This is a genomic window from Burkholderia sp. 572, assembly GCF_040545135.1.
In the GTDB taxonomy this organism is placed as follows: Bacteria; Pseudomonadota; Gammaproteobacteria; order Burkholderiales; family Burkholderiaceae; genus Burkholderia; species Burkholderia cepacia.
The window spans coordinates 341,261-363,408 of sequence record NZ_JBEPLH010000002.1; the positions used below are offsets into that span (position 1 = coordinate 341,261).

The 22,148-nt window shown below is 68.0% G+C and carries 24 protein-coding genes; 14 read left to right on the forward strand and 10 right to left on the reverse strand.

The features are described from left to right. Positions 1-25 precede the first annotated feature (25 nt). A complete protein-coding gene (locus ABIC51_RS05220) occupies positions 26-2,167 on the reverse strand; it encodes a glucosidase family protein (RefSeq protein ID WP_175757929.1) in 2,142 nt (713 codons plus the stop codon). Positions 2,168-2,796: 629 nt separating this feature from the next. Then, positions 2,797-3,036 carry a hypothetical protein gene (locus ABIC51_RS05225; protein WP_124544599.1) on the reverse strand — a complete coding sequence of 80 codons (240 nt, stop codon included), beginning with the start codon at positions 3,034-3,036 and terminating at the stop codon, positions 2,797-2,799. A gap of 5 nt (positions 3,037-3,041) precedes the next feature. Here ABIC51_RS05225 and ABIC51_RS05230 point away from each other — a divergent pair, with 5 nt between their 5' ends. The 4 genes from ABIC51_RS05230 (at position 3,042) to ABIC51_RS05245 (ending at position 5,461) form a co-directional block, all read left to right on the forward strand. Continuing rightward, positions 3,042-3,356 (forward strand): Dabb family protein, encoded by a 315-nt coding sequence (locus ABIC51_RS05230; protein ID WP_027787175.1) that lies wholly within the window; start codon positions 3,042-3,044, stop codon positions 3,354-3,356. Further along, entirely contained in the window at positions 3,353-3,832 is a 480-nt protein-coding gene (locus ABIC51_RS05235) for a PaaI family thioesterase (RefSeq protein ID WP_146252797.1), read from the forward strand. The genes ABIC51_RS05230 and ABIC51_RS05235 overlap by 4 nt, the downstream gene beginning before the upstream one ends. Positions 3,833-4,022: 190 nt before the next feature. Beyond that, positions 4,023-4,982 carry an alpha/beta hydrolase gene (locus tag ABIC51_RS05240; protein WP_021162652.1) on the forward strand — a complete coding sequence of 320 codons (960 nt, stop codon included), beginning with the start codon at positions 4,023-4,025 and terminating at the stop codon, positions 4,980-4,982. Positions 4,983-5,020: 38 nt separating this feature from the next. Then, positions 5,021-5,461 carry a GNAT family N-acetyltransferase gene (locus tag ABIC51_RS05245; RefSeq protein ID WP_146252796.1) on the forward strand — a complete coding sequence of 147 codons (441 nt, stop codon included), beginning with the start codon at positions 5,021-5,023 and terminating at the stop codon, positions 5,459-5,461. A 20-nt stretch (positions 5,462-5,481) separates the two neighbouring features. Here ABIC51_RS05245 and ABIC51_RS05250 read toward each other — a convergent pair whose 3' ends face one another. Beyond that, complete coding sequence (locus tag ABIC51_RS05250) at positions 5,482-6,327, reverse strand: NRDE family protein (protein WP_060084278.1); 846 nt, start codon at positions 6,325-6,327, stop codon at positions 5,482-5,484. Between the two features lie 76 nt (positions 6,328-6,403). Continuing rightward, positions 6,404-7,438 (reverse strand): CAF17-like 4Fe-4S cluster assembly/insertion protein YgfZ, encoded by a 1,035-nt coding sequence (ygfZ, locus tag ABIC51_RS05255; RefSeq protein WP_146252795.1) that lies wholly within the window; start codon positions 7,436-7,438, stop codon positions 6,404-6,406. 77 nt (positions 7,439-7,515) lie between these two features. On the opposite strand from ygfZ, the gene mltG reads away from it, so the two are divergent. From mltG to ABIC51_RS05300, 9 genes are all read left to right on the forward strand, one after another. Then, a complete protein-coding gene (gene mltG, locus ABIC51_RS05260; protein ID WP_021162648.1) occupies positions 7,516-8,535 on the forward strand; it encodes an endolytic transglycosylase MltG in 1,020 nt (339 codons plus the stop codon). Next, the gene (gene tmk / locus ABIC51_RS05265; RefSeq protein WP_027787179.1) at positions 8,535-9,155 is read left to right on the forward strand and encodes a dTMP kinase; all 621 of its coding nucleotides are present in this window, start codon (positions 8,535-8,537) and stop codon (positions 9,153-9,155) included. Before mltG ends, tmk begins: the two co-directional genes overlap by 1 nt. Before the next feature lie 18 nt (positions 9,156-9,173). Beyond that, positions 9,174-10,202 carry a DNA polymerase III subunit delta' gene (locus ABIC51_RS05270; protein ID WP_021162646.1) on the forward strand — a complete coding sequence of 343 codons (1,029 nt, stop codon included), beginning with the start codon at positions 9,174-9,176 and terminating at the stop codon, positions 10,200-10,202. Positions 10,203-10,343: 141 nt separating this feature from the next. Next, positions 10,344-11,123: a TatD family hydrolase gene (locus ABIC51_RS05275; RefSeq protein WP_146252794.1), complete on the forward strand. Its 780-nt coding sequence runs from the start codon at positions 10,344-10,346 to the stop codon at positions 11,121-11,123. Positions 11,124-11,166: 43 nt separating this feature from the next. Then, on the forward strand, positions 11,167-11,877 hold the full coding sequence (locus ABIC51_RS05280; RefSeq protein WP_027787182.1) for an ankyrin repeat domain-containing protein: 711 nt from the start codon (positions 11,167-11,169) through the stop codon (positions 11,875-11,877). A gap of 119 nt (positions 11,878-11,996) precedes the next feature. Continuing rightward, complete coding sequence (locus ABIC51_RS05285) at positions 11,997-12,353, forward strand: Rap1a/Tai family immunity protein (protein WP_006485939.1); 357 nt, start codon at positions 11,997-11,999, stop codon at positions 12,351-12,353. Positions 12,354-12,443: 90 nt separating this feature from the next. Then, positions 12,444-13,616: a mechanosensitive ion channel family protein gene (locus tag ABIC51_RS05290; RefSeq protein ID WP_060311808.1), complete on the forward strand. Its 1,173-nt coding sequence runs from the start codon at positions 12,444-12,446 to the stop codon at positions 13,614-13,616. A gap of 22 nt (positions 13,617-13,638) precedes the next feature. Further along, positions 13,639-14,814: an AAA family ATPase gene (locus ABIC51_RS05295; RefSeq protein WP_354006380.1), complete on the forward strand. Its 1,176-nt coding sequence runs from the start codon at positions 13,639-13,641 to the stop codon at positions 14,812-14,814. Between the two features lie 238 nt (positions 14,815-15,052). Then, the gene (locus ABIC51_RS05300; protein WP_021162641.1) at positions 15,053-16,117 is read left to right on the forward strand and encodes a glycosyltransferase family 4 protein; all 1,065 of its coding nucleotides are present in this window, start codon (positions 15,053-15,055) and stop codon (positions 16,115-16,117) included. A 96-nt stretch (positions 16,118-16,213) separates the two neighbouring features. On the opposite strand, the gene ABIC51_RS05305 is transcribed toward ABIC51_RS05300, so the two are convergent. From ABIC51_RS05305 to ABIC51_RS05315, 3 genes are all read right to left on the reverse strand, one after another. Then, on the reverse strand, positions 16,214-16,801 hold the full coding sequence (locus ABIC51_RS05305) for a BPSL1445 family SYLF domain-containing lipoprotein (protein ID WP_011352325.1): 588 nt from the start codon (positions 16,799-16,801) through the stop codon (positions 16,214-16,216). Between the two features lie 221 nt (positions 16,802-17,022). Further along, entirely contained in the window at positions 17,023-17,481 is a 459-nt protein-coding gene (locus ABIC51_RS05310) for a membrane protein (protein ID WP_027787186.1), read from the reverse strand. Between the two features lie 246 nt (positions 17,482-17,727). Beyond that, positions 17,728-18,018: a PsiF family protein gene (locus ABIC51_RS05315; protein ID WP_011549641.1), complete on the reverse strand. Its 291-nt coding sequence runs from the start codon at positions 18,016-18,018 to the stop codon at positions 17,728-17,730. Positions 18,019-18,289: 271 nt separating this feature from the next. Here ABIC51_RS05315 and ABIC51_RS05320 point away from each other — a divergent pair, with 271 nt between their 5' ends. Further along, positions 18,290-19,312 carry an asparaginase gene (locus ABIC51_RS05320; RefSeq protein ID WP_175899079.1) on the forward strand — a complete coding sequence of 341 codons (1,023 nt, stop codon included), beginning with the start codon at positions 18,290-18,292 and terminating at the stop codon, positions 19,310-19,312. Positions 19,313-19,417: 105 nt separating this feature from the next. On the opposite strand, the gene lysM is transcribed toward ABIC51_RS05320, so the two are convergent. From lysM to hyi, 3 genes are all read right to left on the reverse strand, one after another. After that, the gene (gene lysM / locus ABIC51_RS05325; RefSeq protein ID WP_021162125.1) at positions 19,418-19,888 is read right to left on the reverse strand and encodes a peptidoglycan-binding protein LysM; all 471 of its coding nucleotides are present in this window, start codon (positions 19,886-19,888) and stop codon (positions 19,418-19,420) included. 483 nt (positions 19,889-20,371) lie between these two features. Continuing rightward, entirely contained in the window at positions 20,372-21,277 is a 906-nt protein-coding gene (locus ABIC51_RS05330; RefSeq protein ID WP_330771982.1) for a 2-hydroxy-3-oxopropionate reductase, read from the reverse strand. 26 nt (positions 21,278-21,303) lie between these two features. After that, complete coding sequence (hyi, locus tag ABIC51_RS05335) at positions 21,304-22,113, reverse strand: hydroxypyruvate isomerase (RefSeq protein ID WP_021162122.1); 810 nt, start codon at positions 22,111-22,113, stop codon at positions 21,304-21,306. Between the last annotated feature and the right edge of the window lie 35 nt (positions 22,114-22,148).

The following is a 22,148-nucleotide window of genomic DNA, read 5'->3' on the forward strand; positions in this document are numbered from 1 at the left end:
TCGGCATGCGACGGGCGATACGCAGCTAGCGCGATGCCAGGGCCGCGGCGTTTTCCGGCTGCGCATCCTGCATCTGCCGCGACGCCTGCCACCAGTACTTGCCCGCGCGCTGCTGCGGATCGCGGATCGCGAGATACGTCGTACTCCAGAGCTGTGCCGCGTTGGCTTCGGTCGCATCGGCGCTGCGCGTGCCGAACGCGTCGGTCTGGTACTTGCCGTTCACGTAGGACCACGTCCACATCTCCGACGTCCGCATGTCGCGCCCGTTCGAGATCACCTGCCAGATCGTCTGCCGCGCCTGCGCGAGCAGCGTGCGGGTCGCGGCCGACAGGTCCTGGCGCGCGAGCTGGCGATCGAGCCCGGCCACCCACATCGCCTGCTGCCACGACCAGATCACCGTGCCGTGATACGCGGAACTCGTGAATTTCGGCCACAGTGCCTGGCTCGCATACGCAGGGTTCGCGATCAGCATGCCGGCATCGGTCACGAGCCCGGTCGGGAACGGCCGCGTGACGTCGGCGACGATCCGCTGGAGCTGGTCGTCCGGCGGTGTGCCGAACAGCAACGCGAAGCCGCCATCGGAGTTCATCACCGGAATCGGGTTGCCCTGCTGATCGAGCGACAGCGCGTAGAAGGCCAGCGGTGCGCCAGGCGCGGCACCGGCCGGCACGCCGGCGGACGGTGCATAGGCCGACACGTCGGCGGTCGCCTGCGCGGCCGGCACGCTGACCTGGAACAGTGGCGGCGCCTGCGTTTCCCATGTGGCCGCCTGGTTAGCCGTGTTGGCGAGCGTCGCGCGCTGTCCGGCATCCAGGTACGGATCGAGCAGGCCGCGCGTGAGGAACGCGTTCGCCGCGCGCAACGCGGCCGGCACGAGCACCGCGTTCACGTCATACGGGTAGACGCCGCCGCCGAGCCCGTCGGTGCTGTCGCGCCAGTTGCCGACGATCTCGCCGGGCCGCAGGTGGATCAGGTTCGCGACCGACGGCTGCTGCGCGAACGGCTGCGCGGTGGTCGCGACGTGCAGCAGGTTGACGACCAGGCGGGCGCCGTTGGTCTGCCCGTCACTGCCGCGCTGGGCCAGATACGCAGCCGCACGCGCCTGGCCGCGCGTATCGTCGATCAGCCACGCGGCCGCGATCGGCGCGAGCAGGTAGTCGCTGTCGATCATCTTGTAGTCGTAGGTCGGCGTCGGATCGTTCGGCTTCCCGTTCTTCTGGTTGTCGACGAGTGCGAACTCGCCGATGCCTTCCTCGTGCGCGACCTTGCCGTCGGCCGACAGCCGGCTCAGCACCGACGACAGGCCGGCCTCGATCGCCGCGGGTTCGAGCACGGGCATCAGCATGCGAACCGAGATCAGCGTGTCGCGGCCGAAGTAGGTGTCGTACTGCCACGAGCCCGCCAGCAGCTTGTCGTGGAAGCTCAGGAATTCGAGTACGTTCTGGCTCACGGGGTCGGGGTTCACCGACGGCGCGAGCAGGTCGGCGCGCGTGATCGGCGACAACGGCGTCTCGCCCGACAGCGCATCGACATGCAGCCGCAGCGTGTGCGAGCCCGCCGGTGCGCTCAGGACGAGCTTGCCGCCCGCAGCCGGCACGATGCTGCCGCCGTCGCGCAACGTGATGCGCAGCGAATAGCCGGGCGCGCCGTCGATCCGGTCGCGTTGCCATTGCGCGGCGCTGCCCTGGACCGTCGGCGCGGCGAGAATCTGTTGCGGAATCGTTGCGCCGCCGTTGAAGTCGCGCAGGAAGCGCACGTTGCTGAGCACGCCCTGGCGGATCGTCAGCGTGCCGGTGTCCACCGACACGTCGGCGCCGATGCCGTACAGCGGGCGGCCGTGCGCGTCGGGTGCCGACAGCGCGGACGGCGGCGTGTCGAGGCTCCAGTTCACCGGCTGCGCGGTGTCGTCGAACCACAGCCCCGTGCCGCTGTTGCCGGCGGGGAAGACCACGAGCAGGCGCGGTTTCGTCGACGAGCGCACCAGCAGGTGCGCGGCGACCTTGTCCTGCCGGTAGAACGCGTTGATCTGGCCGCCGGCGTCCATGCGGAACGACAGCGCGGCGTTGTTCGACGGCGGGCTGTTCGATTTGACGTCGTCGTCGTTGCAGGCCGCGAGCAGGCCGGCGCAGATGAATCCGAGGCACAGCGACTTCACAAGGCGATGCATGTTGATGTCCCTCCTGATGACTGGCGATTTTTTATCGGGATGATTGAATGAACGGATCTGTTGTCCGTTGGGTACCGTGTCGCGGGCATTCAAGTGAATGCCGAGTGTTAATCAGGATGTGATGCTGTTGCGGTGAGTGAATCGAGCAGGAAATTGGCAAGCAGGCGATAAATGCCGAAAACTGAAGCGGCAAGGGACGCCGCCTCGACATGAAGCGAGAAAAGGCAGGGCGGGCGGCCCTCGTGCAGGTGCGTGCCGGCTTGTGTGCGGCGGGAGAAAATCAATCGTAAGCCGCTGTAGGGGATTCTAAATTTTCGGAAGAATCGAAGTCAATGACGTTTTCCTGATTTCAGGCGGTTTTGCGAAAAGGCGATCGTAACTATTACTCATTGAGTCGGTAAATTATGCGATTTAATGAAGGCGGGTATTGGAATCCGGATATTCGGTGAATAAATAATCGACAATGACGTTTCATTTTGCCGATTGCTGCCGTGCTGGAATTGAATCGTCGAGTTTGCGCGGGCGATTGCCGAGGCGTACAGGCCTGCGCCGAAGCGGCGCGCGCGAAGCCGGGCAAGCCGCGTTCCCGCGATTCAATGGAAGGCTGCGCGATCGTTCCATCGGAGCCGTCAAGTTTGGTAGGCTTGGCGATTGCCGCCGCTTGCGCGGATCGCGCCGTCGGTGAGCGACACGGTGAAAATGCGCGTATCGTCGCCGGAAAGGCCGGACGACAGCCGATTCGATACGCGTTTTTTCCCCCGTTGCCGCGACCGCGTGCAAGCGAAGCGGGCAGACGACCGGCCGGGCATCACCCGGCCGGCCACGAAGCGGGCCGAGCCCGCATCGTGAACACCAACGAACAGGAGCAACCGAAGTGATCCGTCATATCGTCATGTGGAAGTTGAAAGAATCGGCCGAAGGCGCGACGCGCGCGCAGAACGCGCTGAAGCTGAAGGAAAAGCTCGAAGGCTGTCGCGACCTCGTGCCGGGCACGCTGCAGATCGACGTCGGCGTGGCAACGCCCGGCCTCGACGCGACCGCCGACATCGTGCTCGTGTCCGATTTCGCGGACAAGGCCGCGCTCGATGCCTACCAGGTGCACCCGGTTCACCAGGAAGTGAAGAAATTCGTCGTCGCGGTGGCCGAGTCGCGCGAATGCGTCGACTACATCGTCGACAGCGCACGATGAGCGACGCGGCAACCCCGACGGACGGCCCGTCGATCGAAAGCCCGTTCGTCGACCTGCTCGGCGTGCAGCTCGTGTCCGCGAAGGACGGGGCGAGCGAGCTCGTGCTGCCGCTCGAAGAGCGGCACATGAACACGTGGAGCATCGCGCACGGCGGCGTGACGATGACGCTCTCGGACATCGCTCTCGCGATGGCCGCGCGCAGCCTGACCGACGACGGCGTCGGCGTCGTGACGGTCGAGATGAAGGTGAACTTCATGCAGCCGGGGCGCGGCGAGTTGCGCGCTTACGGGCGCGTGATGCATCGTTCGACGACGATGGCCTACTGCGAAGGCGAAGTGCGCGACAGCGACGGCAATTTCGTCGCGAAGGCGCTCGGCACGTTCAAGTACATGCGGCGGCTCGCGGTGGGCCGCGACATCAAGCGGCAACGCTCGCGCACGGCGCCGGACGCCCAGCCCGGCCCGAGCGACGCGTAAGCGCCGGGACGCACGGCCCTGCCGCTTTGCCGGCAGGGCCGTTTTGTTTTTCATGGCGCAGGTGTGCCGTCGAACGCGTTCACGGCAGGCCGAGAGAGGGCCGGGATTGCGCACCGCGCCTGCACGACGAGGGCGTGGCATCATGTGACGCTTGTCCGTTCACGGCGTCGCACCGGCGCCGTCCTTATCGATGCCGCTGAATCCGAAGATCGCCCAGGTGCTCGACATGATCGAGCGCGCGAAACGTCCGTCCTACCATCACCAGACGCCGCAGCAGGCGCGCGCCGCGTACGAGAAGAGCGCGCCGATCCTCGACGTCGCACCGGCGCCGATGCATTCGGTCGAGGAGTGCGTGGTCCCGACGCGCGATGGCCGCACGATCGGCGCGCGGCTGTACCTGCCGGTCGCGCCGAGCCTCGCGGAGCCGCTGCCGGCGCTCGTGTACTACCACGGCGGCGGTTTCACGGTCGGCAGCGTCGATACGCACGACGCGTTGTGCCGGATGTTCGCGCACGACGCGCAGTGTGCGGTGCTGTCGGTCGGCTACCGGCTCGCGCCGGAGCACCGGTTCCCGACCGCGGTGAACGACGCCGACGACGCGTTGCAATGGCTGCACCGCGAGGCCGCCACGTTCGGCATCGATGCCGAACGGCTGGCCGTCGGCGGCGACAGCGCGGGCGGCACGCTCGCGACCGTCTGCGCGGTGCTCGCGCGCGATGCGGGCATTCGCCTCGCGCTGCAGATGCTGATCTATCCGGGCGTGACGGGCTACCAGGACACCGGATCGCACGCACGGCTCGCGAACGGCTACTTGCTGACGCAGGACACGATCCAGTGGTTCTTCACGCAATACGTGCGCGATCGGGCGGACCGCGACGACTGGCGTTTCGCACCGCTCGACGGCACGCGCGATGCGCCGTCGTTCGCGGGCGTCGCGCCGGCGTGGATCGCGACGGCCGAATACGATCCGCTGAGCGATGAGGGTGCCGCGTATGCAGAGAAGTTGCGTGCGGCGGGCAATGCGGTCACGCTGGTCTGCTATCCGGGGATGATCCACGAATTCTTCAAGATGGGCGGCTACATCCCCGAGGTGCGGGCCGCGCATGCCGACGCGGTCGCGGCACTGAAGGCCGCATTCGACGACGTTTGACGGCATTTGACGGCGCGCGCGCCGCGTGGAGGGCTGCGATGACGGACGGCGTGGTGGAAACGGGCGACTGGACGGTGCTGGGCGGCGACGCCGCGCGGATCCGCGACGCGGTGTTCGTGCGCGAGCAGCAGATTCCGCCGGAATGGGAGCTCGACGACGACGATCCGCTGTCGCTCCATGCGGTGGCGTACCGGGTCGATGCCGCGACCGGCGTGCGCCCCGCGGTTGCGACGGGGCGGCTGCTGCCGTCGGGCACGATCGGCCGCGTCGCGGTGCTGGCCGATGCACGCGGCCAGGGCGTCGGGTCAGCCGTATTGGACGCGCTGCTGGACGCGGCGCGGCGCCGCGGCGAAATCGTCGTGCGGCTCTATGCGCAGGATTCGGCCGTGTCGTTCTACTTGCGGCGCGGCTTCACGGCGGTCGGTGAACCGTTCGTCGAAGCCGGCGTGCCGCACGTCGAGATGGCGCGCGCGCCGTAGCACGGCGCCCGCACGCGTGCTCAGCGCGGCGGGGTCGCGTCGAGGTCGAACGTGAACGCGCGCTCGAACGAACCCGGCCGCACGGTACGGTGCGAACCGTCGTCGTCGCAGCGCTCCTTGATCTCGACCGTGAGCCGCACGCCTTCCTTCATCGTGACGCGTAGCGCGGTCGTGCCGCGCGTGCCGTATTCGGGCGTCTCGATGAACGCGGCCGACAGCGCACGCTCGCGCTCGATCGGAATGCCCGTGTGCGGCAGCGCGTCGTCGGCCGCGACATGCGGGTCGCGCATCAACGCGATCAGGTCGTCGAGCGACGGGGTCGGATTGTCGGTGAGCAGCGTGCCGAGTTCCGCACGTTTGCGCACCACTTTCGGCCAGGGCGTATCGAGCCGCGCATTCGACAGCGCATGCACGCCGGGCGCGATCGCGACGGGGGCGGCGACACCGCTTTCGCCTTCGGGCGCACGATTGCAGAACCACGCGAGTTCGCGCCGCCTCCAGTCGCCGACGAGCAGGTTGAAGCCGTTATAGACGGCCGCATGCTCGGCCAGCCGCCCGAGATAGTCGAGCGGCGCAACGGACGGGCCGCCGAGGAAATCGGACACGAGCTTGCCGCGGGTCGGCGCGCCGGCGCGGATGTCGAACGGCGCGCGGTAGTTCGTCAGCGCGGCGAACCGGCCGTCGCGCGAGACGCCGAGCCACGTGCCGCCCGCTTCGAGATCGCGGCCGGCCAGTACGCCCGGGACATCTTCCCACCACGAAACCGGCGCGCTCGTCCGGCGAAAGAACTCGTCGCGGTTGGCGGTGAGGGTAAAGACGGGACCGGCGGCGGCATCGGGCTGCCAGTCGAAGGCAATCAGACACATCGGGCGAATCTCTCGCAGGAAACATCGGGCGCCGGCTGCGACTCGCGAGCCGGCGCACGAACGGGTTGTCAGTGCGTCACGCTTCCGTCGGCCATGCGTACGGCAGCGCGTCGAACGCGAGCACCGGGCCGTCGGCCGAACCGAGGTGCACCGTGCCGTTGTCGAGCGCGGCGAGCTTGATCTCGACGAGCGCGTCGATGCCGCCCGCGGGCGCGGCCGCCGCGTTGACGATCATCCCGCACGGCTGGCCGGGATCGTCGCTGTGGAACAGCTCGACGCCGGCATGCACGGTATCGGTCTCGCCGGCGACGTGCGCGAGCGCCGTGCGGCGTTTGATCGTGCCGCGGTACTGGCTGCGTGCGACGATTTCCTGGCCCGGGTAGCATCCCTTGCGAAAGTTAACGGCGCCGATCACGTCGAAGTTGACCATCTGCGGCACGAACTGTTCGACGGCAGGCTGCGTGATGCGCGGTTCGCCCGCGCGGACGTCGAGCCAGTCCCATACGGCCGGCGACACGACCGGCAGCGTACCGCCGAGCGCGGCGACGCGCGCGTCGACTTCCGCACGCGGGCCGATCCACAGATAGCGCTTGCGGCCGGCTGCATCGGGCACGCGGATCAGCGTGCCGGCCGGGCCGTCGACCTTCACGTGCACGCCGTCCGGCAGCGCGTCGAAGATGCCCGACAGCGCGTCGCGCACGTCGCCCGCGAAGCCGACCACCGCGAGCGTGTCGCTCGCGTCCGTCAGTTTCGCCTTCGCGCGCAGCACGAACATCGACAGCCGCTTCTGCACGGCGGGCTGCACGTCCTTCGACACCAGCAGGCGCACGCCGTGGCCGGCGCGCCACGCGAGGAACGACCCGAGGAGGCGCCCCTTCGGCGAGCAATAGCCGGACAGCCGCGCGCTCGCGGCGTCGAGATGCTCGATGTCGTTGGTGAGCTGGCTGTGCAGGAACGTCGCGGCGTCGTCGCCGGCCACGTCGATCACGCCGAACTGCGGCAGCGGCATGCAGGCGCCCGGCGCGTCGAAATCGGCGGCGGACGGGCGGGGAAAAACGGGGAGCGAGGCAGATGCGGCCTGGGCAGCCGGTGAAGCGAACGGTGTGCTCATGGAATGAGGGAACAGTCAACCCTGACTTTGACGAAGGCGAGCAAGTATTATATGGGTCTTACCTGAGTCACGTTTCCATGTCCCTACTGAAGAAATGCGCCGCGACGATCGTGGCGCTGGCCGTCGTTGTGGCCGCTGCCGGCGCGGGCGGCGGGTATTACTGGGCGACCCGGCCACTGCTGCTGGGTTCCGCATCGCTCGACGTCACGATCAAGCCGCGCAGCAGCGTGAAGAGCGTCGCGCTGCAGCTCAGGCGCGGCGGCGTGCCGGTCGAGCCGCTCGGCTTCGTCGCGATGACGCGCGTGCTCGGGCTGTCGAGCCGGCTCAAGTCCGGCAACTACGAATTCAAGACCGGCATCACGCCGTACGAGGTACTCCAGAAGATCGCGCGCGGCGACGTGAACGAATACGTCGCGACGGTCATCGAAGGCTGGACCTTCAAGCGGATGCGCGCGGAACTCGATGCGAACCCCGATCTTGCCCACTCGACGGCCGGCATGAGCGACGCCGAGCTGCTGCGCGCGATCGGCGCGCCGGACAACGCGGTGCAACGCGGCAGCGGCGAGGGGCTGTTCTTCCCCGATACCTACCTGTTCGACAAGGGCACGAGCGACCTGAACATCTATCGGCGCGCATACCATCTGATGCAGACGCGTCTCGACGAGGCCTGGGCCGCGCGCGTGCCGGGCCTGCCGTACAAGACGCCTTACGAAGCGCTGACGATCGCGTCGATCGTCGAGAAGGAAACGGGCCATGCGGCCGATCGCGCGTTCGTCGCGGCCGTGTTCGCGAACCGGCTGCGCATCGGCATGCCGCTGCAGACCGATCCGTCGGTGATCTACGGGCTCGGCGACGCGTACGACGGCCGCCTGCGCAAGCGCGACCTGCAGGCCGACACTCCTTACAATACCTACACCCGACGCGGGCTGCCGCCGACGCCGATCGCGTTGCCGGGCGTCGCCGCGCTGCAGGCGGCGATCAATCCGGCCCAGACGAGCGCGCTCTATTTCGTCGCGAAAGGCGATGGCACGAGCGTGTTCTCGGACACGCTCGGCGACCACAACAAGGCCGTGGACAAGTACATACGAGGTCAATAATGGCGAGCGGTAAATTCATCACGTTCGAAGGCATCGACGGGGCGGGGAAGACCACCCACCTGCAATGGTTCTGCGAACGCCTCCAGGGCAAGCTGGCCGCGGCCGGCCGGCAGGTCGTCGTCACCCGCGAGCCGGGCGGCACGCAGCTCGGCGAGAAACTGCGCGAGATCCTGCTGAACCAGCCGATGGATCTCGAGACGGAAGCGCTGCTGATGTTCGCCGCGCGTCGCGAGCATCTTGCGCTCGTGATCGAGCCGGCGCTCGCGCGCGGCGACTGGGTCGTGTCCGATCGCTTCACCGATGCGACGTTCGCGTACCAGGGCGGCGGCCGCGGGCTGCCGCGCGACAAGCTCGAGACGCTCGAGCGCTGGGTGCAGGGCGGCTTCCAGCCCGACCTGACGGTGCTGTTCGACGTCGCGCCGCAGGTCGCGAGCGAGCGGCGCGGCGCCGCGCGCATGCCCGACAAGTTCGAAAGCGAGTCCGACGCGTTCTTCGCGCGCACGCGCGGCGAATACCTGCGGCGTGCGGAAGAGGCGCCGCACCGTTTCGCGATCGTCGACGCGACGCGGACGATTCCCGAGATTCGCCAGCAGCTCGAGCGCGTGCTCGCCGCGCTGTAATTGCAAGGAACGCACCACATGATCTATCCGTGGCAGACCGACGACTGGAACCGCCTGCAGCAACTGCGTGCGCAATGGCCGCACGCGCTGCTGCTGCATGGCCAGGCCGGGATCGGCAAGCTGCAGTTCGCGCAGCATCTCGCGCAGGGCTTCCTGTGCGAATCGCCGCAGCCGAACGGCGAGCCGTGCGGCGCCTGCGCGGCCTGCACGTGGTTCTCGCAGGGCAACCATCCGGACTACCGGATCGTGCTGCCCGAGGCGCTGGCGGGCGAGGCGCCGGGCGCCGCGGACGACCCGAAAGCGGCCGACGCGGACGAGGGCGGCAAGAAGACCCGTGCGCCGAGCAAGGAAATCAAGATCGAGCAGGTGCGCGCGCTGCTCGATTTCTGCGGGGTCGGTTCGCACCGCGGCGGCGCGCGCGTCGTCGTGCTGTATCCGGCCGAGGCGCTCAACGTCGCCGCGTCGAACGCGCTGCTGAAAACGCTGGAGGAGCCGCCGTCCGGCGTCGTGTTCCTGCTCGTGTCGGCGCGTATCGACCGCCTGCTGCCGACGATCATCAGCCGCTGCCGGCAGTGGCCGATGACCGTGCCGGCGCCCGACGCGGCCGCGGCCTGGCTCGCGGCGCAGGGCGTCGAGCATGCGGACGCGCTGCTCGCCGAGGCCGGCGGCGCGCCGCTCGCCGCGCTGGCGCTCGCGAGCGACGAGAACCGCCCGCTGCGCGACTACACGCTCGGGCAGCTCGCGGCCGGTGCGGCATGCGACCCGTTCGCGTGCGGCGAGACGCTGCAGAAACTGCCGGTGCCGCTGGTGCTCGGCTGGCTGCAGCGCTGGCTGTACGACCTGCTCGCGCAGCGGATGGCGGGCGCGCCGCGCTACTTCCCGATGCATGCGGCGGCGCTCGCGCGGTGCGCGGAAGCGGTCGATGCGAACGCGTTCGCGCGTTTCATGAAGGCCGTGACGCGGCAGCGGACGGTCGAGAACCATCCGCTCAACGCGCGGCTCGTATTCGAGGAATTGTTTCTCGGGTACCGGGAAATCTTCGCGTGATCCGGCATTGTTTCCCGTGGGTTGCGAAACGATGACCGGCTCACGCCGCGACGCGACCGTGGCCGGCCGGCCCGCGAACGCCGCCCGTTGCCGCATGCCGGCGCGCGCATGAGCGCGCGCCTTACGAATTCAGGAAACACGATGTTCGTCGACTCTCACTGCCATATCAATTTCAAGGGCCTGGCCGACCGCCTGCCGGCCGTGCTCCAGAACATGCGCGAGCACGACGTCACGCACGCACTGTGCGTGTCCGTCGATTTCGAGACGCTGCCGGAGGTCCTTGCGATCGCGGACGCGCACGACAACGTCTATGCGTCGGTCGGCGTGCATCCCGATCACGAGGACGCGCGCGAGCCGACACTCGCGGAACTCGTCGAGCTGGCCGCGCACCCGAAGGTCGTCGCGATCGGCGAAACGGGCCTCGACTACTACCGCCTCGAAGGCCGCTCGATCGCCGACATGGAGTGGCAGCGCGAACGCTTTCGCACGCACATTCGCGCGGCGACCGCGACGATGAAGCCGCTGATCATCCACACGCGCTCGTCGTCGGAGGACACGCTGCGGATCATGGCCGAGGAGCGCGCGGACGTGCCGGGCGGCGTGATGCACTGCTTCACCGAGCCGTGGCCGGTGGCCGAGCAGGCGCTCGCGCAGAACTTCCATATCTCGCTGTCGGGCATCGTCACGTTCAAGAACGCGACCGACGTGCAGGACGTCGCGCGGCGCGTGCCGCTCGACCGGCTGCTGATCGAGACCGACTCGCCGTACCTCGCGCCGGTGCCGTATCGCGGCAAGCCGAATGAACCTGCGTACGTCAGCCATGTCGGACGCTTTATCGCGTCCGAGCGCGGGATCGCCGTCGAGGCACTCGCCGACGCGACGACGCAGAACTTTTTCCGGCTGTTCAAGATCGCCCGCTAACGACGTGCGCGCAGCCGACAACCCAGGGAAGGAGCCCACAACAATGACGAAGCCGACCAACCATCTGCCGAAACGTGCACTCGTTGCCGCCGCGCTCGTCGCGAGCGGCCTGTTCGCGGCAGCCGGCGCGCATGCCGAATCGCTCGACGCGATCGTCAAGGCCGTCAAGTTCGACGACATCGCCGACATCGGCAAGCAGCTCAAGAGCGGCAAGCTCGACCCGAACACGATCGCGCCGAATGGCGACCCGCTGATCGTGATCGCCGCGCGCGAGAAGTCCGACAAGGTCGCGGCGGCGCTCGCCACGACGCCGAACGTCGACCTCGAGAAGGAAGACAAGGCCGGCGAAACCGCGCTGATGCTCGCCTCGCTGAACGGCGACCTCGGCCTTGCGAAGCTGCTGGTCGACAAGGGCGCGGAAGTCAGCAAGAAGGGCTGGGCGCCGCTGCACTACGCGGCCACCAACGGCCAGGACGCGGTCGTGAAGCTGCTGCTCGACCACGACGCGTATATCGATACCGCATCGCCGAACGGCACGACGCCGCTGATGATGGCCGCACGCGGCAACCATGCGTCGACGGTGACGCTGTTGCTCGACCAGGGCGCCGATCCGCAGGTGAAGAACCAGCTCGGCATCACCGCGCTCGAATTCGCGAAGCACTACAACGCGCCGGACGCGATCGAGATCCTGAGCAAGCGGACGACCCGCATCGGGGCGTCGACGCCGGCAGACGCGCAAAAGAGTGCAAAATAACGGTTTTCGGTGCGGCAGACGGTGCCCGCCCGGCCGGATGCCGGCCGGAGCAGGGCATCCCGGCGCCGCGCCGGCCAGGGCAGCAGGCGGTCTCGGGCCGCATTGACATAAGGAACACCATGTTGCGCGCAATGTTTTGTGCCGCGGCGTTTGCCGTGCCGTTGTCGGCGGCGGCTTTCACGGGCGCGGATCTCGACCGGCTGTGCGCGAAGACGGACGTCAAGTCGCGGGCGTCGTGCGCGGCCTACATCGAAGGCGCCGCCGACGGCGTCTACAACACCATCGATGCGATCGGCGGCACGACGGGGCCGCGGGTTGGCCAGTATTTCTGCCTGCCGCCCGACATCCGGGCACAGCAGATGACCGACGCGGTGCGCAAGTACATCGCGGAAAATCCGAAGCTGGCCGACTACAACGCGAGCACCGCGGTGTCGCTCGGTCTCGGCAAGGCGTTTCCCTGCAGGAGCGGCAACTGACCTGACGCCGTGTCCGGGCACGCGCGTGGCCCGGACGTCGCCGACGCATCCCAGGACGAGGCATGCACGCCTCATCACCCAAGGGCGCCGATGATTTCAATCGAGGAACTGCAGCGCATCGCCGATGCGCCGCTGCATTCGTGGCTCGGCACGCTGGCCGTGTCGGTCATCGTCATACTGGTCGTCACGGTCGTGCACCGCCTCGGCGCACGCATCGTCAAGCGCCTCGCGCAGCCGTATCCGCTGATGAGCGCGATCCTGCGCTACATCGACAAGCCGTCGCTCGTCGTGCTGGCGCTGCTGGCGCTCGAGTTCGTGTGGGTCCAGGCGGACGACGGCATGTCGTTCGTGCGCGGCATGCGCACCGCGGCCGCGGTCGGCTCGATCGTGTCGCTCACGTGGCTGCTGGTGCGGCTCGCGGCGGGCGTCGGCGACGCGATCATCCAGGCGCATCCGATCGATACGGCCGACAACCTCCAGGCGCGGCGCATCCATACGCAGGCCAAGGTCCTCGTGCGGACCGTGATGGTGCTGATCGTGATCATCGGCACCGGCGCCGCGCTGATGACGTTCCCGAACGTGCGCCAGGTGGGCGCGAGCCTGCTGGCGTCGGCCGGCGTCGCGGGCCTGGTCGCCGGTATCGCCGCGCGGCCGGTGCTCGGCAACCTGATCGCCGGGCTGCAGATCGCGCTCACGCAGCCGATCCGGCTCGACGACGTGGTCGTGATCCAGGGCGAGTGGGGGCGCATCGAGGAAATCACCGGTTCGTTCGTGTCGGTGCGGCTGTGGGACCAGCGGCGCCTCGTCGTGCCGCTGCAATGGATCATAGAGAACCCGTTCACGAACTGGACGCGCAGCAGCTCGGAGATCATCGGCACGGTTTACCTGTCGGTCGATTACCGTACGCCGCTCGCACCGCTGCGCGAGGAGCTCGCGCGGCTCGTCCATGCGGCGCCCGAGTGGGACGGCCGCGTGCAGGTGCTGCAGGTGACCGACGCGACGGAGCGCACGATGCAGTTGCGCGCGCTCGTCAGCGCGGCCGACTCGTCGTCGTGCTGGGACCTGCGCTGCCGCGTGCGCGAAGGGTTGATCGCCTATCTGCAGGACCGCTATCCGCAATGCCTGCCGCGCAGCCGGATGGAACTGTATCCGCACGATTCCGCGCCGGATGCACCGAATCCAGAACGGCCGCACGCGCGCGCCCCTGCCGCCAGTACGGCGGCCAACACCGCGGCCGATCCGCAGGCCGTCGAAGGCCGCTGAACGCGGCTCGCCCGCCATCGTCATGACCGTGCTGAAAACGCTTGCCATCGCCAATTACCGCTCGCTGCGCGAGCTGATCGTGCCGCTCGCGGCGCTCAACGTCGTCACGGGGCCGAACGGCAGCGGCAAGTCGAGCGTGTACCGCGCGTTGCGGCTGCTCGCCGACACCGCGCAGGGGCGCGTGATCCCGTCCCTCGCGCGCGAAGGCGGGTTGCCGTCGACGCTGTGGGCCGGCCCCGAGCGTTTCTCGCGGGCGATGCTGGACGGCGACGCGCCGGTCACCGGCACGGTGCGCAAGGGGCCCGTGAGCCTGAAGCTCGGTTTCGCCTGCGACGATTTCGGTTATTCGATCGATCTCGGCATGCCGATTCCGAGCCACTCGCAGTTCTCGCTCGATCCGGTCGTCAAGCGCGAGTGCATTTGGGGCGGCGCGGTGCTGCGCCCGTCGACGCTGCTGGTCGACCGGCAGGGCGCGCAGATCCGCGCGCGCACCGCGACCGGCGACTGGCAGACGATTCCGCAGCCGGTGGCGAGCTTCGACAGCATGATGACCGAGTTCGCCGACCCGACCGGCGCGCCGGAAATGATCGCGGTGCGCGAACGGATCCGTTCGTGGCGCTTCTACGACCATTTCCGCACCGATGCGCAGGCACCCGCGCGGCAGTCGCACGTCGGCACCCATACGCCGGTGCTCGCGGACGACGGCGCCGATCTGGCCGCCGCGCTGCAGACGATTCGCGAAATCGGCGACGGCGCGGCACTCGATGCGGCGATCGACGACGCATTTCCGGGCGCGTCGGTCGAGATCGACAATCCGGGCGGCCGCGGCCGCTTCGACGTGCTGATGCGCCAGCCGGGGCTGCTGCGGCCGCTCGCGGCGGCCGAGCTGTCGGACGGTACGCTGCGTTACCTGCTGCTCGCGGCGGCGCTGCTGACACCGCGGCCGTCGGCGCTGATGGTGCTGAACGAACCGGAAACCAGCCTGCACCCCGATCTGCTGCCGGCGCTCGGCCGCCTGATCGCGCAGGCGGCGCAGCGTTCGCAGGTGCTGGTCGTGTCGCACGCGGCGCGGCTCATCGCGACGCTCGAGCGCGAGGCCGGCTGCGAATCGCTGGTGCTCGACAAGCAGCTCGGCGCGACGGGGCTCGTCGACGCGGACACGCGCGACCTGCCGGCATGGAGGTGGCCGTCGCGCTGACGGGCGGCGCGGCGTGCGTTCGGGGGCGATCGTCGTGTCGGGGGCCATATCGGCATGGCAGGCGGAATGTATCCTGCCTGTAACAACACCCATAAAATGAAAGACGGGCGGTTCCGGGCAACCGGATCGCGAATAATGAGGAGATATCCGGCGGGCGCTGCATCGGGGCGAGCCGCGCGCGAAAGCGCAAGGGCCCGCCGGCCGTGCCGCAACGGACAGGACACAGGAGACGTGGACCATGAGAATTGCCCAGATCGCGCCGCTGACCGAATCGGTGCCGCCGAAGCTGTACGGCGGCACGGAGCGCGTCGTGTCCTACATCACCGAGGCGCTCGTCGAGCTCGGTCATGACGTGACGCTGTTCGCCAGCGGCGATTCGACGACGCGGGCGAAGCTCGAGCCGGTCTGGCCGCGTGCACTGCGGCTCGACTCGTCGATCCGCGACCGGGTCGCGCCGCACATGCTGCTGATGGAGACGGTCGCGCGCCGCGCGAAGGACTTCGACGTGCTCCATTTCCACATGGATTACTACTCGTTCTCGGTCTTCAACCGGCAGGAAACGCCTTACGTGACGACGCTGCACGGCCGGCTCGACCTGCCCGAGCAGCAGCCGGTGTTCGACACGTTCAACACGGCGCCGGTGATCTCGATTTCGAACTCGCAGCGCCAGCCGCTGCCGCAGGCGAAATGGCTGACGACCGTCTACCACGGGCTGCCCGACACGCTGTACATGCCGCAGCCCGTCGAGCCGCGCTATCTCGCGTTCCTCGGCCGCATCTCGCCGGAGAAGCGCGTCGACACGGCGATCCGCATCGCCCGTCAGTGCGGGTTGCCGATCAGGATCGCCGCGAAGGTCGATGCGGCCGACCAGGAATACTTCGAGCGCGAGATCAAGCCGCTCTTCGCGTTGCCGCACGTCGAATACATCGGCGAGATCGCCGATCACCAGAAGGCCGAGTTCCTGTCGGGCGCGCATGCGCTGCTGTTTCCGATCGACTGGCCGGAGCCGTTCGGCCTCGTGATGATCGAGGCGATGTCGTGCGGCACGCCGGTGATCGCGTTCAATCGCGGCGCGGTGCCCGAAGTGGTGGACGAGGGCGTGTCGGGTTTCATCGTCGAGGATGAAATCAGCGCGGTGGCCGCCGTGAACCGGCTGCACCTGCTGCCGCGCGCGCGCGTGCGGCAGCGCTTCGAGGCGCGCTTCACGTCGCGCCGGATGGCGCAGCAGTACGTCGACGTCTACCAGTCGGTGATCCGCGCGCAGAAACGCTCGCGCTTCAAGGTGATCGACTCGACGACCTGACGCGGGGCGCGCGAGGATAAAAAAACGGCGATGCCCGCAAGGACATCGCCGTTTGCGCATGGCCCGTGCGCGTTGCGCACGGGCGGTGCGTGAGCGTCAGATCTTCAGCTTCGAGACCTTCGTGCCGTTGATCGACACGTCGCCCATCAGGCCCGCGTTCGTCAGCACGACGACCTGGACCGGTGCGGTGGCCGTGGTCGTGTCGACCGCGCCGTTCGCGCCCATCTTCACGAGCGCGACCGACGCGCCGGCGCCGGCGGCCCAGCCGTCCGAGCCGCGGAATTCGTCGAGCGCTTCCTGCGTCATGAACAGGAACACGATCGCCTTCGACTGCGCACCGGCCTGCAGGCCGACCGACAGCGACGACGTGTTGTAGTAGCCGACCGTGCTGCCGCCGACGCGCAGTGCGCCGTTGCCGGACTGGCCGCCGACGATGAAGCCGGCCTGGATCACGTCCGGGAAGACAAGCACGCCGCGCGACTTTGCGACGAGTTCCCGCGAACCCTTGACCGTGGAGTACATGCGCGACAGCGTGGCGTCGACGCTCGAGTCGATTGCCTGGCGCTTCGACGCGTTGGTCGCGGCGTTGTCCGGCTTGTCCGGGGTGGTGGTGCAACCGGTGAGCGCGAGGCTACCGACGATGAGCGCAGCGGCGGCTTTCAGCACAAGATTCCGTTTTTGCATCGTTCTTCTCCATCGGATGACGTTCGGAGTGAGTCTCGCTCAGGGAGCGGATCACGTCGGCAGTTATATCACAATGGATTACACCCCCTTTTCGTCCGCGCAACAAAAAGCGTCAAATCGCGCGAGGGTGTCGCGGCGTGCCAACGGACGATCCGGCGCCCGCGCGCCGGGGCGGGGTGGCATGCGGTCGATCGTGCGGTGGGTGGCGCCTGCGGCGCGCATCAGTGCGTGACGGGCGGAACGGGTGGAGCCGGCGGCTTGATCGGCGGGCGGCGCAGCACGCGGCGGATCAGCGCGATCACGACGCCGCACGCGAACAGGAACGCGGCCGGCACGACCCAGTAGCCGACGAACGCATGCCACAGGTAGCCCGCGAGCGTATTGCGGCGCAGCACGTATTCGTCGCGGGCCGCCTGCTGGCGCGGCGCGTTGGCGGCGAGCACGTCGGCCGGGCAGCCGGCCGCGCGCGCCTCGTCAGGATCCCCGTGGCACTTCGCGGCGGCGCCGGCGGCCTGCTGCGCATCGGTGAGCTGCCAGGTGGTCAGCGCGAGCTGCAGGTCCGCCTTGTTGTAGGCCATTTCCTCGCGGATCTCGCGGACGGCGACGATCGCGACGGGCACGGCCCAGAACACGATCACGATCAGCCAGCGGCGGAACCAGCGGTGTTGTCTCCATGCCATCCATGCCTCCGTTTGACGCGCGTGCGCGTCCGTCTCGAGGGCGGCCCGATGGCGCTTCTTGTACTTGGATGGGCCGCGTTGCAGCCATCATAGAAGAAATCGCGGCGAATTGCCGCACCATGTGGCGGCGCCGGCACGGCGGGCCGGGAAAGGTCGGGGCCGGGCGCGTCGATGCGCGTGCAACGAAAACAAAAATGCCGCGCCCGCCGAAGCGGTGCGCGGCATTCGATACGGGAGCGCCGGAACTCAGGCTGCCGGCTGATTGCTCAGGCAGCTCTTCATGAACGCCTTGCGGTCGTCGCCCTTCTTGCCGGTGGCCTGCGTGTTGCATGCCTTCATCTTTTCCTGCTGCGTCATCGCCTTCGCGGGCTTCGCCGACAGGCAGTCCTTCATGAACGCCTTGCGTTCATCGCCCGTCTTGCCGGCTGCCTGGGTGTTGCAGGCCTTCATCTTGTCCTGCTGGCTGTTCGCCGCGAATGCGGGGGAAGCCAGCATGCCGCCGAGAAGCACTGCGGCTACGAGCGATTGGATTTTCATTTCGACACTCCCATGGGGTGAATTGCGTTTTATCGACGCCGTCACGACGCACCGCACGATGAGCATGGGGCCGCATCGCGCGGGGCGATCCGATTATGGCCAATCAATGTGAAAACACCAAAACGGCACTTCCTATAACGTTGCAGATACCACGTCCGTTGACGGCGCACCCGGCCGGACGATCGGGGCAAACCATGATGTGCGGCGGCCGACCCCGGCCGCCGTGCCGGAACCTGCCGGATACCGGCCGCAAGCCTTTACAATCGCGGCCATGAATACTCCGAATCCCGCATCCCCTTCGTCCGCGGCGGCCCTGCCGCGCATCGCCGTGCTCGCCACCGGCGGCACGATTGCCGGCGCCGCGCCCGACGCGGCCAGCACGGCCGGCTACCAGGCCGGCGCGCTCGGCGTCAATTTCCTGGTCGACGCGGTGCCGGCGCTCGCGTCCGTCGCGCGCATCGACGCCGAGCAAGTCGCCAGCATCGACAGCAAGGATCTCGCGCTGCCGCTGTGGAACACGCTCGCCGCGCGGATCGACGCGCTGATGGCCGACCCGGCGGTCGACGGTATCGTGATCACCCACGGCACCGACACGCTCGAGGAAACCGCATATGCGCTGCACCTGGTCGTCAGGGGCGACAAGCCCGTTGTGCTGACGGCCGCGATGCGGCCGGCGACCGCGCTGTCGTCCGACGGCCCGCTGAACCTGCTGAATGCGGTGACGGTGGCCGCGCATCCGTCCGCTCGCGGGCAGGGCGTGCTGGTCGCGTTCAACAACCGGATCCACGGCGCGCGCGACGTGGTGAAGACGAGCACCTATGCAGTCGATGCGTTCCAGTCGCCGGAACTCGGTGCGCTCGGCTGGGTGCAGGACGGCCGGGTCGAATTCGCACGCCGCGTCACGCGTTCGCGCGACGCGCAACTGGCGATCGCGGCAACCTGGCCGCCGGTCGAGGTCGTTGCGAGCTACGCGGGCGTGACGCGCACGGCCGTCGACGCGCTCGTCGCGGCCGGCGTACGCGGTCTCGTCGTCGCCGGCACCGGCAACGGCTCGATCCATGCGACGCTGCAGGCGGCGCTCGCCGATGCGGTCAACGCGGGCGTGGCGGTGGTGCGTGCGTCGCGCGTCGGGGCGGGGCACGTGATGCGCAACGGCGCCGCGAGCGACGATGCGCTCGGTTTCGTGAGCGCGGGGTCGCTGCACCCGTTCAAGGCGCGCGTGCTGCTGATGCTCGCGCTCGCGAACGGCATTCACGATCGCGATGCATTGCAACGCGCGTTCGATACGCTGTGATTCGATGACGGGATGACCGACACGCGCCGATTGCACGGCGCGCGTCGCCCATGAAAAAGGCAGGCCGAGCGGCCTGCCTTTTTTGCGTCAGTGCTGCACGAATGCTCAGGACTGCGGCGGAATCACGAGCTTCTGGCCCGGGTAGATCCGGTCCGGGCTCGACAGCATCGGCTTGTTCGCCTCGAAGATCGCCGGGTACTTGTTCGCGTCGCCATATACTTCCTTGGCGATCGCCGACAGCGTGTCGCCCGGCTTCACGTCGTGGTACTGCACTTCCGGATCGTCCGGTTGCAGATCGTCGTCGTTGACGCCCGCGACGCCCTGCACGTTGCCGGCCGCGACCTTGACCTTCGCTTTCGTGTCGAGGTCGGCGACGCTGCCCGACAGTGTCACGGTGCGCGATGCGCCGTCGAACGCCACGGTCAGGTTCGACGTATCGAGACCCTGCGTGTTGATGTAGTTCTTGATGGCATCGGCCGCGGTCTGGTTTGCGGCATTCGGATCTTCCGCTGCTTGCGCGTCGGCATGACCCAGCAGTTTTTCACCCGCCTCTTTGATAAACGAAAGAAGACCCATCGTTGCACTCCTTGGGTGGTTGAAAAGAAAACGCGCCGTGAAGTGGCGAAAAAAACACCGCGCTGGGCGCGGTCACCGGAAGTGACCGCAAGCGCGGCGGTTTTCTCGAAAGGCGTGGCGAAAGTGTAGGCGTTCATCGCGACGATTGCATGAAAAATCGCACGCTCGAACGTAAAGAAATGTAATACGCGAAATCCGACAGGCGGACACCCGACGACGACGTCTGACCGACCAAGGCTTCCCCGGCGTCGCCGGGTGCCGCTGCGGACCCCACCACGCCGCTCTCAGCCCAGAGCGGCGTTTTTCGCCCCGTCCCGCATGCCGTCGGCAGTGCAGGGCGGGGCGCCCCACCGTGATGCGCGCGTGTCTCGCGCATCGATGCGACCGGCCGTGCCGGTCGCGTGTGTCATTCGCGTGTCCGTCATCGCGACGGACCGCGCGTTACTGCATCATCGGAAGCAAGCCGCGCCAGGCGGCATGCGTTCAGCCCGCCGTCTTCTCGATCTCGAAGTTCGACATGATCTCGAGCGCACGCACGAGTGCCGAGTGATCCCACGCCTTGCCGCCGTGCGCTGCGCACACGCTGAACAGCTGCTGCGCGCTCGCCGTGTGCGGCAGGGCGAGGCCGAGCTTGCGTGCGCCGTCGAGCGCGAGGTTCAGGTCCTTCTGGTGCAGCTCGATGCGGAAGCCCGGATCGAACGTGCGCTTCGTCATCCGCGCGCCGTGCACTTCGAGGATGCGCGACGCGGCGAAGCCGCCCATCAGCGCCTGGCGCACGCGCTCCGGATCCGCGCCCGAGCGTGCGGCGAACAACAGCGCTTCGCCGACGGCTTCGATGTTCAGCGCGACGATGATCTGGTTCGCGACCTTGCAGGTCTGGCCCGCGCCGTTGTCGCCGACGAGCGTGATGTTCTTGCCCATCTTCTCGAACAGCGGTTTCGCGCGCTCGAATGCCGCCTCCGGGCCGCCGACCATGATCGTCAGCGTCGCTTCGCGGGCGCCGACTTCGCCGCCGGACACCGGCGCGTCGAGGTAGTCGCAACCGAGCGCGTTGATCTGCTTCGCGAATTCCTGCGTGTCGAGCGGCGAGATCGAGCTCATGTCGATCACGAGCTTGCCGGCCGTCAGGCCCTTCGCGACGCCGTCGTCGGCGAACAGCACGTTACGCACGTCCGGCGTATCCGGCACCATCGAGATGATGATGTCCGCGTTCCGTGCGACTTCGGTCGAATTCGCGACGACCTTCGCGCTCGTGCGCAGGTCGTCGGGAATCGGGAACGCGCCGTTCACGACGAGCTGGTGGTCACCCTTGAGCAGGTTGCGCGCCATGTGCGCGCCCATGATGCCGAGGCCGATGAAACCGATGGTTGCCATGTGAAAGTCTCCTATAGGGGCGTATGCGGAAAGGGCGGATCTCAGGCGGCGCGACGCGCCGAGCCCGGTGCGCAGCCGGCGACGCTGTGCAGCCAGCCGAGGCCTTCCGTCGTGGTGGTGCGGGGCTTGTATTCGCAGCCGACGTAGCCGGCATAGCCGAGCCGGTCGAGCAGCGCGAACAGGAATGCGTAGTTGATCTCGCCCGTGCCCGGCTCGTTGCGGCCCGGGTTGTCCGCAAGCTGGACGTGACCGATCGATGCGAGGTTGCGTTCGATCGTCGCGGCCAGTTCGCCTTCCATGCGCTGCATGTGATAGATGTCGTACTGCAGGAACAGGTTGTCCGAGCCGACCGCGCGGATCACGTCGAGCCCTTCCGACGAGCGGTTCAGCGCGAAACCCGGGATGTCGAAGCTGTTGCACGGCTCGACGAGCAGGCGGATGCCTTCGCGCTTCAGCGCGTCGGCGGCAAAGCGCAGGTTGTCGACGATCGTGACGAACGTCTTGTCGCGCGCCGTGCTCGCCGACGGAATCCCGACGAGGCAGTTCAGCTGCGGCACCTTCAGCGCCTTCGCATACTCGATCGCACGGCCGACACCTTCCTGGAACTCGCCGACGCGATCGGGCAGGCACGCGATGCCGCGCTCGCCCTGGTCCCAGTTGCCGGCGGGCAGGTTGTGCAGCACGAGGCGCAGGCGATGCGTCTCGAGCCGTTCGGCGAGTTCCTCTTTCGCGTACGGGTACGGGAACAGGAACTCGACGGCGTCGAAGCCCGCATCGGCGGCCGCCTTGAAGCGGTCGAGGAACGGCACTTCGTTGAACAGCATGGTCAGGTTTGCAGCAAACTTCGGCATGAGCTAAGCCTCTTCGGTCGGTCAGTCAAAAATGG